A 9,229-nucleotide genomic window follows, 5' to 3' on the forward strand; every position below is an offset into this window, starting at 1 on the left:
CAGCGCCCCGCCCGCCACCAGGTCCGCACTCGCGCGCAGCGGGCCGCCCCGGCGGGGAGGCCGCTGCGCGCGAGTGCGGACCTGGTGGCGGGCGGGGCGCTGTTGGCCAGGGTCATCGCGGTGACGTTGGTGTCGTCGAGGAGGGCGTCGAGGAAGGCGCCGGCGGCCCTGCCGGCACCGGTGCGGGAGCTGATACCCCACCGCCACGAACCCTGCCCGGTCTTGGGTCCGTCGCCGAAGTCCGGCAGGGGCAGGACGACGAGGTCGTCACCGAGGGCCTCGCTGTAGGCGGGGTACATCCAGTGGCCCGCCCAACTGAGGGCTGCACGGCCCTTGGTGAACGCGTTGCCGTCGGTGTTGGGGTCGGTGTACTTCTTCCAGGACTGGAAGATCCGCAGCGCTGACGCCGCGGCCGGGGTGTTCAGGGCGCTCTGGGCCCTGCCGCCGTCGAGCAGGGAGCCTCCGGCCGACCAGACGACGGGGGCGAAGCCGTAGGTGCCCCACTCGTTGGCGTACCCGAGGTTCTCCTGGAGGTCGAGGCTCGTGCCGCGGGAGTCCTTGGCCGCCAGCTTGCGCACCGCGTCGGTGAACTCGGCCGCCGTCCAGGCGTCGGACAGCCCGGTGGGGTAGGTGACGCCGGCCGCGTCCAGCAGCTTCCTGCTGCCGTAGACGCCCAGACCCGAGTCGTACATGCCCAGGCCGTACTGCCTGCCGCCGATCGCTCCGTCGGTCCTGGTGGCGTCGGTGGCGTTCGCCAGGGTCCCGGCGGAGACGTAGCCGTCGACCGGGGCGAGCTTCCCGCCGCGGACGAGGCTCGCCATGGTGGGGCCGTCGAACTCCAGCACGTCCGGGAGCCTGGAGGCGTCGGTGGCGGTGACGGCCTTGGTGTAGTCGGCGTCGGGGATCAGGGTCAGTTCGACCCTGGTCTCCTGCTGCGAGGCGTTGAAGGCCGTCACCGCGTCCCGCAGGGCGGCGCTCTCTCCGGCCTGGCCCTGGTGGGCCCAGACGGTGACGGTGCCGTGTGAGGCGTCGGCGTCCGCGCCGGAGCCGCAGGCCGTCGCCAGGGCCAAGGGCACGACCAGGGCCAGGGTCAGGGCCGCCGTGCGACGCAGTCGTATGCCCGGTTTCATGTCGAGTCCTCAGAGGTGTGGTGCGGGTGGGAGGAGGGGGAGGCGTGCAGGAGCCGGTATCGGCGTGCCTCAGGCCGACGCCGGCGGCGGCTCCGCCGTGCGGGCCCGGCCGCGCGGCGGCGAGGTGTCCCGGCTCGGCTCCTCGTAGGTGAGGGGCCGCAGGTGCCAGGCGTCGACGGCGTACCGCAGACGCGTGCCGGGCGCGGCGCGGACGGCGAGTCGCCATGGGACCTCACCCGTCGGGTACAGGCGCAGGGTGAGCACCTGGCCGGTAGTGGTCAGGAAGACCTCGGCCATGGAGTGGTCGACGACCGCCCGCAGCTCGACCGGCTGCCCCGTCGGGCAGGGCATCCGGTAGGCGCCGCCGTGGGCGCGGCCGTCCAGCGAGGCGTGTTCGCGGTCCACGACCAGTTCGCCGGCGGCGGGGTCCAGGCGGATGTCGAGGTACTCGGAGCCGTCCTCGTCGGTGAGCAGCCGCAGGCCCGCGGCCCCGGTCGTCTCCAGCCGGGCCGTCAGGTCGAAGGCCCGGCCCACGGTGCCCAGGTCCACGGACTGGGGGCCGGGGCCGGCACCGTGTGCGTGGACGGCCCGCGTGCCGCGGAGGGCGCGTATCTCGGCGGCGGGCTCCTGGCGCAGTGTCCCGTCGGCGCCGACGCGCACCTCGCGGGGCAACGTCAGCGCGCCCGCCCATCCACCGGCGGCCGCCCAGCTCTCCTGGCGGGCCTCGGCGGACCAGCCCCACATCAGCCAGCGGCCGTCCGGCGCCCGCAGCAGGGCGGGCGCGTAGCAGTCCGGTCCATGGTCGACGAGTACGGGTGCGGCGGCCTCGAAGACGCCGTCGTGCTCTTGGCCGATCAGCGCTGCGACGCAGCGGTCGCCGTCGTGGTCGTTCCAGGCGCTGAAGACGAGGGCCCCGGGACGACCGGCTTGCGGAGGCAGGTACTGCGGGCACTCCCAGCCCTCGCCGGTGTGCAGGCCGCCGGTGCCGACCGGCACCTGCCCGCCGGCCGCGAACGGGCCCCGGTAGCTCCAGTTCTCCAGGTCGGCCGACTCGTAGAGCAGGGCCGCTCCCCGGCCGTCCGCGAGGGCGGCGCCGACCAGCATGCGCCAGAGCCCGCCGTCCCGCCACACGTACGGATCGCGGTACATCGTGCAGTCCTCGGGCCAGTCCGTGATGACCAGGCCGCCCCGCGGGGCGAACGTCCGACCGCCGTCACGGGAGGTGGCGGTGGTGACCGGCTGGTGCTGCGGCGAGCGGTCCCAGCGGTTCGCGGAGTAGAAGGCGACCAACCGGTCGCCGTCGGACACGGCGTTGCCGGAGAAGCAGCCGTCGGCGTCCACCCCGTCCGGCGCCGGGAAGAGAGCGATCGGCAGCGGCTCCCAGGTCACCAGGTCGCTGCTGCGGAAATGGCCCCAGTGGATGTTCGCGTGCCGTGTACTGGAGGGGTTGTACTGGTAGAAGACGTGGTAGTGGCCGTCATGGAAGACGAGCCCGTTGGGGTCGTTGATCCAGTTCCGGGGCGGGCGCAGGTGCGCGGTGGGCCGGTGGGGATCGCTGGACGCGGTGGACACTCGTGGGCCTTTCGGATGGTGCGGCGGAGCAGGACGGTCGTGGCGGCCGGCTGTCCGGGGGAGCTTCGTCGACCCGGGTCAGGGACAGGACGGTGGAGCGACCGATGCCCGCGCCACCAGCGGGCAGGGCAGCAGTTCCTTCGCGTCCGTGTCCGGGGCGGCCGGCCGGTCCGGAGCCGTGACGAGAGCGAGCAACCGGGCCACCGCCCGTGCCCCCATCTCGTAGTGCGGAAGTCGGACGGTGCTCAGGTGCGGGTGCACCGACTCGCAGACCAGCTCCTGGTCGTCGAACCCGATGACCGACAGGTCGTCGGGGATGGACAGCCGCGACTCGGCGGCGGCCCGGTAGGCGCCGGCGGCCATCCGGTCGTTGAAGCAGAACAACGCCGTGGGACGCCGCTTCGCCCCGAGCAGGCGCCGTGCGGCCCGGTAGCCGGCCTCCACGTCGCCGCCGACCGTGTTGAACGGAACCGCCTTCTCCGCGGCGACCAGCTCCGGGTCGTAGGCGACCCCGACCTCGGCCAGCGCCTGGCGGTAGCCGCGCAGACGGCCCTGCCGGGCGGGCAGGTCCTCGGTCTGCACGACCAGACCGATCCGGCGGTGGCCGTGACGCGTCAGCTCCCGCGTCGCCGCCAGCCCGCCCTGGACCTCGTCGGGCACCACGGAGGGGACGGCGGGATCGGGCGAGCCCGCGTCGAGCAGCACGGTGGGAGTCGTACGCAGGGCCCCGGGCAGCTCCACGGTGCGGTGGTACATCGCCGCGTACAGCACGCCGTCCACCTGGCGCTGGAGCAGCATGTCGATGCTCCTGCGCTCCAGAGCGTCATCGCCGCCGGTGTTGACCAGCAGCAGCACCAGGCCCTCGGCCGCTGCGGCCTCCTGGGCGCCGAGGATCAGCCGGCCCGCGTGGGGGGTGGTGGCGATCTCGTCGCTGACGAAGCCGATGGTCTGCGACCGCCGCGTCCGCAGCCCGCGGGCCATCCCGTTCGGCGCGTATCCGAGCTCCTCGGCGGCCCGCCAGACCCGCTGGCGCGTCTCCTCCCTGATCCGCTTGCCCTCGACCCGGTTGAGCACCTGCGACACGGTCGCGGTCGACACACCTGCCGCCGCGGCCACGTCCTTGATGCCGATGCGACGCGCCATGGTACCCGTCCAAAGTGGTTCATTCCGGATTGCCTAATCGTTTAGCCAACCGTGTGGAGACGAGGTTGCCCTCTGGGTGACGCCTCTGTCAACGTCGCTCCCCGATCGCGCGGCCTCGACCGGCGCCGACGCCGCCGAGCCCCGGAAGCGGGTCGCGTCGACCCCCGTCTCCGGCACCCCGACGTGCTGCCCCGTCCGTCCGACCGGCAGGGCGGTGGCGGCCCCCCGGCGCCCTGGGAAGCACGGGCCGAAAGCCCGGGCCGCACCCCCGGGAGGACCCGCGGAGCCGCTTCCGGTCGCGGCGCAGGGCTCGGGCACACCCCGTCGGGTCCACCAGGGTGCCGGGCCGGCGCCACCGGCCTACGGTGGCGGTGAACGCGACCCGAGCCGACGGCCCGGCCCCGCACAGCCGTGTCCCGTGCGCGCCGGTGGGAGGAGCCCCGTGCGTGCCAAGGCCCCCATGATGGTGCGCGGCGTCTGCGCCGCGGGCCTGGTCATGGCGCTGCTGGGGCTGTCGGGCTCCGGCGTGGTCGGGGGCGGCGAAACCGACCGGCCGGACCCCGCGCCGGTGGGGATCGTCAGTGCCCTGCCGGTGGAACAGGCCGCCGTGCTGGCCGAGATGGCCGTCGAACGCCACACGGACGTCCAGGGCTTCCGCTTCTACGTCGGGAGCATCGCCGGGCGTGCGGTGGTGAGCGTGGCCAGCGGCGAACTGGACGGTGCCGCCCAGCTCGCCACCTGGCTGCTGAACACGACCTTCCGGCCCCGGGCGACGATCTTCTCCGGGACGGCCGGGGCGCAGAACGCCGGCATCAACGTCGGAGACGTGGTCCTGAGCGGCTTCGTGGTGGACAAGGACGCGGTGCGGTACGGCCGCGACGGCCGGCAGAAGCCCTACCCGGCGGCCGAGATCCACGTCACCGGACGCACGAATATCGCCGGCGCCCTCATCAGCGGCAGGGGGGAACAGTACCCGACCCCCTCGGACGCGGCGGAGTTCGGCAGTCGGCCGCACCCGGTGGACCCGGACCGGGTCTACATCCAGGGCTTCGCCGCCGCGAAGCAGCTGGTGCGGACGGGCGCGGCGACCCCCGCGCTGGGCTCGGTGCGCCTGAGTGAGGCGACCGGCAGGCAGGACGCGAGCGGAGCGGTGGACAGCAAGGTCATCGTCGGCACGGTCGGTCAGGCACCCGTCTGGACGGAGTCCCTGGCCTGGGTGGAAGCGCAGAACATGCTGTACCAGACCGATGCCGAGGACAACGAGGGCACCGGCTTCGCCTACGCCAACGCCGTGACGGGAGTGCCGTGGATGCTGGTCCGGGGCGTGTCGGACACCCCGTGGCACCCCACCGCCTACGCGGCGGACCTGGCCTCGAAGCGAGCCGCGAAGGTGTGCGCCCACGTGGTGGCCGGCCTGCCGGCCGAGGTGGACCGCTCACCGGTCGCCCGGGCCGACCTCAGCCCGCTGGCGAACGCCCGGCAGGCCGGTTACCTCATCGCGGACCGGGTCGCCTACGGCGTCGGGCCCGTCACCGAGGTGACGTACACCGATCCGCAGGGGCGACGGTCGCTGACCGGCGGGCAGCTGGCCGACCTGCGGCGCCAGTACACGCCGGGAGCCGGCGGGCTCGGCTGACGCCGCCGCGGCGGGCCTTCGAGCGGGCCGCGGCGCGGTACCGCTGTCCGGTGGCAGCGGCGGCCGGGGCCGGCCCCCTCCCGTTGCCGCCTGCTCGGCCGCCGCGTCCAATGGCCTCATGCGACGCGCACCCCGACGAAGACCCGCCCGGCCCGCCCGCGCACCCGGTCCGACGGTCCGGCGGATCCGCACCGCCTACCGTCCGGACCAGTCCCGCACGACAGCGCACGGCTCGTCCACCCCTCGCGCCGCGACGGCACGCACCGTGCGCCGGAAGCGTCGCGGGGTCCCGCACCCTGACGGCTGAACAGGCCGCACGGGGACCACAGCAGCAGAGGGGAAGGCACACACCCATCCGTACGCCATGCGCAACGCGATCCAAGGGGCGGAAGTGAGACGAACGGACGTCGACTCCCGGCGCCGCTGGTGGATTCTGGGCACCATGACCGCGGCGCGGGCGATGGTCGCGATCGACGCCCTGGCCGTGCTCGTGGCCCTGCCCGTGCTCCAGCGCGAATTCGACGTGCCGTACACCGACTTGCCGTGGATCGTGAACTCCTTCCTGCTCTCCTACGCGGGGCTGGTGGCGCTGGGCGGGCGGGCCGGTGACGCCCTCGGCCGCGTCTGGGTCTTCCGCGCCGGCGTGCTGGTCTTCGTCGCCGGCTCCGTCGCCGGCGGCCTCGCCCAGTCCCTCGGCTGGCTGCTGGCCGCGCGGGTGGCCCAGGGCGCGGGCGCGGCGTTCCTCCGGCCGACCGCCGAGGCGATCACGGTGGCCCAGTTCGGCCGGCACGAGCGGGGTCGGGCGATGGGCATCGCCTCCAGCGTGTCGACGTTCTTCTACGGCTCGGCCCCGCTGGTGGGCGGCGCGTTGACGACGACCTTCTCGTGGCGGGCGATCTTCTTCCTCACCCTGCCCGTGGGGATGGCCTGCGTGGCCGCGGTGCACATGCTGCTGCCTCGTGCCGAACGCGCACACGCCCCGGTGGACTGGCGCAGTGCCCCGCTGCTCGTCGGGGGCCTGGGCTGTGTGCTGATCGCCGTCATGAAAGCGCGGGACTGGGCCTGGGCCTCGCCGACCGTGCTCGGCCTGCTGGCCGCGGGCGTCCTGCTCCTAGGCACCCTGGTCAGGCGCGAGCTCCGCCTGGCCGAGCCGATCATCCAGCTCCGGCTGTTCGCCCTGCGCGGGTTCGGCTCCGGAACGGGTGTGCTGGCGGCGGTGCGGTTCTCCTACATCGGCTTCTCCGTCTTCAGCGTCGTATGGTTGCAGGACGTGCTGGGGCTGACAGCCGTCGAGGCCGGTCTGCTCCTGCTTCCTCTCACCCTTCCCTCGGTCCTGGTCGGCCCCGTGGGCGGAATGCTGTACGACCGGCTCGGAGCTCCCCTGCCCGTGGCGGTGGGGGGAGCGCTCGTGGCAGGAGGGATGACCGCCACCGCGGTCGCCCTGCCCCACCAGTCCTACCCGTGGCTGCTGCCCTTGTGGACCGCCATGGGCGTCGGGATCGGGCTCGTCAGCATTCCGGCCTTCTCCGAGGCGTACAACTCGACGCCCCCGGACCTGCGCAGCCAGGCATCAGGTGTCCTCGAGACGACGCGCGAGGTCTGTGCGGCGCTGGGTCTGGCCGTCATGGGCATGCTCGTGGCGCATGTCCAGGGCGCGCGCATCCTGGAGCTCATCCGGCAGGACGGTCGCATTCCCCCCGACCGGCTGCCCGAGGTGGAGCGCTCCATCGGCCGGGCCGTGGCGTCACCGGAGGGTTCGGGCCTGCCCGCGGGCATCCCCGCCGACCTGCTCCCCGCCCTCAAGGAGGCGGTCACCGACGCGGTCTCCACCGGCTTCTACACCCTGGGGGCCATCACGCTCCTCGCCATGCTGCCGGCCGTCCTCCTCCTGCCCCGCCGACCCCCGGGCCGGTCCGCGGAGCCCGGGGAGGACGGAGCGGGGCGCCCCGCCTGACACCACCGCGCGTGGCGGGCCGCCGAAGCCGACGAGTCGACGCACGTCGTGTCCCGCCACCGGGGAGCGGGAGCGCCGCGCTCCGGTGGCGACGCCGGGCGCCGTCGGCGGTCACGCCTTCCTCGTGACTGAGGTCTCCCGTGCCGTCCGGGAACCGAGGAACAGGGCCAGGGCCAGCCCGAGGGCCAAGACGACGCCGCACAGGGCGAGCGCCGCCGTGCTGGACCGGACGGAGGCGAAGTCCGTACGCGAACCGTGGGCGGCGAGAGCGACGGTCGCCGCGGCGGCGACGCCCACACTGCCGCCCAGCTGGCGCAGGCAGGCGAGAATGCCGGACGCCTCACCCCGCGACTCCGCGGCGACCACGCTCAGCCCGTCGGCACTCAGGCAGCTCAGAGCGCAGCCGATGCCGATTCCCGTGGCCGTCATTCCGGGAACCTGCCACCAGTACGTCTCGGCGGTGAACGACCACGCCCACGCGCCCACCCCTGCGGTTGCGGCGATGAACCCAGCCACCGTGGGGACTCTCGCGCCGTGCTTGTCGAACGCCCGTCCGGCGATCTGATTGGCCACGATGAGCGGAACGATGAGGGGCAGGATGGCCAGACCTGACGCGATGGCCGAGTAGTCGAGCGTCTCCTGCAGGAAGAGCGTGCCGTGCACCATGGCGGCGAGGGTCCCGAACTGGAGGATGAACAGCAGCACCGCGTCCCGGCGGAAGCGGCGGATGCCCAGCAGCCGGATGTCGATGACGGGCCGCTCGGAGCGCAGCGCCAGCCGGATGAAGCACGCGATCCCCAAGGCGCCCGCACCGAGCACCGTCCAGGTGAGAGCCGATGCGAAGCCCCAGACGGACGCCTGCTGGGTCCCGAGGACGAGCAGAGCCAGCCCGGCGATCAGCGTGGTGAGCTGCGGCACGCTCATCGAGGTGCGTCTGCCGTGCGTGCGCTCGGGGCGGCTGGCAGCAAGGAGCAGCAGCGCCGCAGCCGCCACGGGGACGTTGACGAAGAACACGGCCCGCCAGGAGATCCACTGCGTCAGCACACCGCCGACCAGGGGCCCCAGCGCGGCCAGCACCTGTCCGCTGCCCGTGTAGAGGGCGAGGGCGCGACCACGCTCACCTGTCGGGAAGGCGTTGGCCACCAGTGACTGGGCCGTGGGCAGCATGACAGCCGCGCCCAGACCCTGCACGACCCGGGCGGCGACGATCACCTCGGCCGCAGCACCGTTCCCCGGGGCCAGACCGCAGACCACGGAAGCGGCCGCGAACAGGCCGACGCCGACCTGGAAGGCGCGGATCTCCCCGAGGACGACACCCAACCGGCCGCCGAACGCCACGAACGCCGCAAGCGCGAGGATGTACCCGTTCACGACCCACTGCAACGACGACATGCTCAGTCCCAGGTCGCGCCCCATGCTGGGCAACGCGACGGTGACGACGGTCTGGTCGAGCAGGACCATCCCCACCGCCCCGGACAGGGAGAAGAGAAACATCCGTTTTCCGGCCACGGCAGGTGCCCCTCGTGTCATCTGTGACCCAACGCGCCCGGGGGCGGCGGCCCACGGGAACCGTGCGGTGCCGGTCGGGCTCCGGCGCGACCGTGCCCGAACGCGGAGCGGCGTCCTCGGCGACCAGCCCGCCGACTGTACGACCGCAGAAACGCGCCGGCGGCCGCACGCGGTGCCGCAAGGCGCGCGTTCACCTTTTCGTGGGCTTGTCTCACGCGCCTGCCAGGCCACCTGGAGCACAGCACCGTGTGGTCATGAAGGCTCCTCTCCCCTCGCCTTTCTCCG

At 73.6% G+C, this 9,229-nt stretch carries 6 protein-coding genes; 2 read left to right on the forward strand and 4 right to left on the reverse strand.

Annotated features, from left to right (window positions below; genetic code table 11):
* From C6N75_RS02110 to C6N75_RS02120, 3 genes are all read right to left on the reverse strand, one after another.
* Window positions 1-1,130: ABC transporter substrate-binding protein (locus C6N75_RS02110; RefSeq protein WP_258177172.1), on the reverse strand; the 1,130-nt coding region annotated here is incomplete at its 3' end.
* A 69-nt stretch (window positions 1,131-1,199) separates the two neighbouring features.
* Window positions 1,200-2,702: a glycoside hydrolase family 32 protein gene (locus C6N75_RS02115; RefSeq protein WP_105867112.1), complete on the reverse strand. Its 1,503-nt coding sequence runs from the start codon at window positions 2,700-2,702 to the stop codon at window positions 1,200-1,202.
* 78 nt (window positions 2,703-2,780) lie between these two features.
* Complete coding sequence (locus C6N75_RS02120; RefSeq protein WP_105867113.1) at window positions 2,781-3,845, reverse strand: LacI family DNA-binding transcriptional regulator; 1,065 nt, start codon at window positions 3,843-3,845, stop codon at window positions 2,781-2,783.
* Between the two features lie 442 nt (window positions 3,846-4,287).
* Between C6N75_RS02120 and C6N75_RS02125 the strand changes: the two genes are divergently transcribed.
* Entirely contained in the window at window positions 4,288-5,481 is a 1,194-nt protein-coding gene (locus C6N75_RS02125) for a 5'-methylthioadenosine/S-adenosylhomocysteine nucleosidase family protein (RefSeq protein WP_146132459.1), read from the forward strand.
* Between the two features lie 391 nt (window positions 5,482-5,872).
* A complete protein-coding gene (locus C6N75_RS02130; protein WP_181160291.1) occupies window positions 5,873-7,435 on the forward strand; it encodes an MFS transporter in 1,563 nt (520 codons plus the stop codon).
* A 111-nt stretch (window positions 7,436-7,546) separates the two neighbouring features.
* Here the strand turns inward: C6N75_RS02130 and C6N75_RS02135 are convergent, their stop codons facing one another.
* On the reverse strand, window positions 7,547-8,896 hold the full coding sequence (locus C6N75_RS02135) for an MFS transporter (RefSeq protein ID WP_219852839.1): 1,350 nt from the start codon (window positions 8,894-8,896) through the stop codon (window positions 7,547-7,549).
* Window positions 8,897-9,229 lie beyond the last annotated feature (333 nt).

It is taken from the genome of Streptomyces solincola (genome assembly GCF_002982015.1).
Taxonomy (GTDB): Bacteria; Actinomycetota; Actinomycetes; order Streptomycetales; family Streptomycetaceae; genus Streptomyces; species Streptomyces solincola.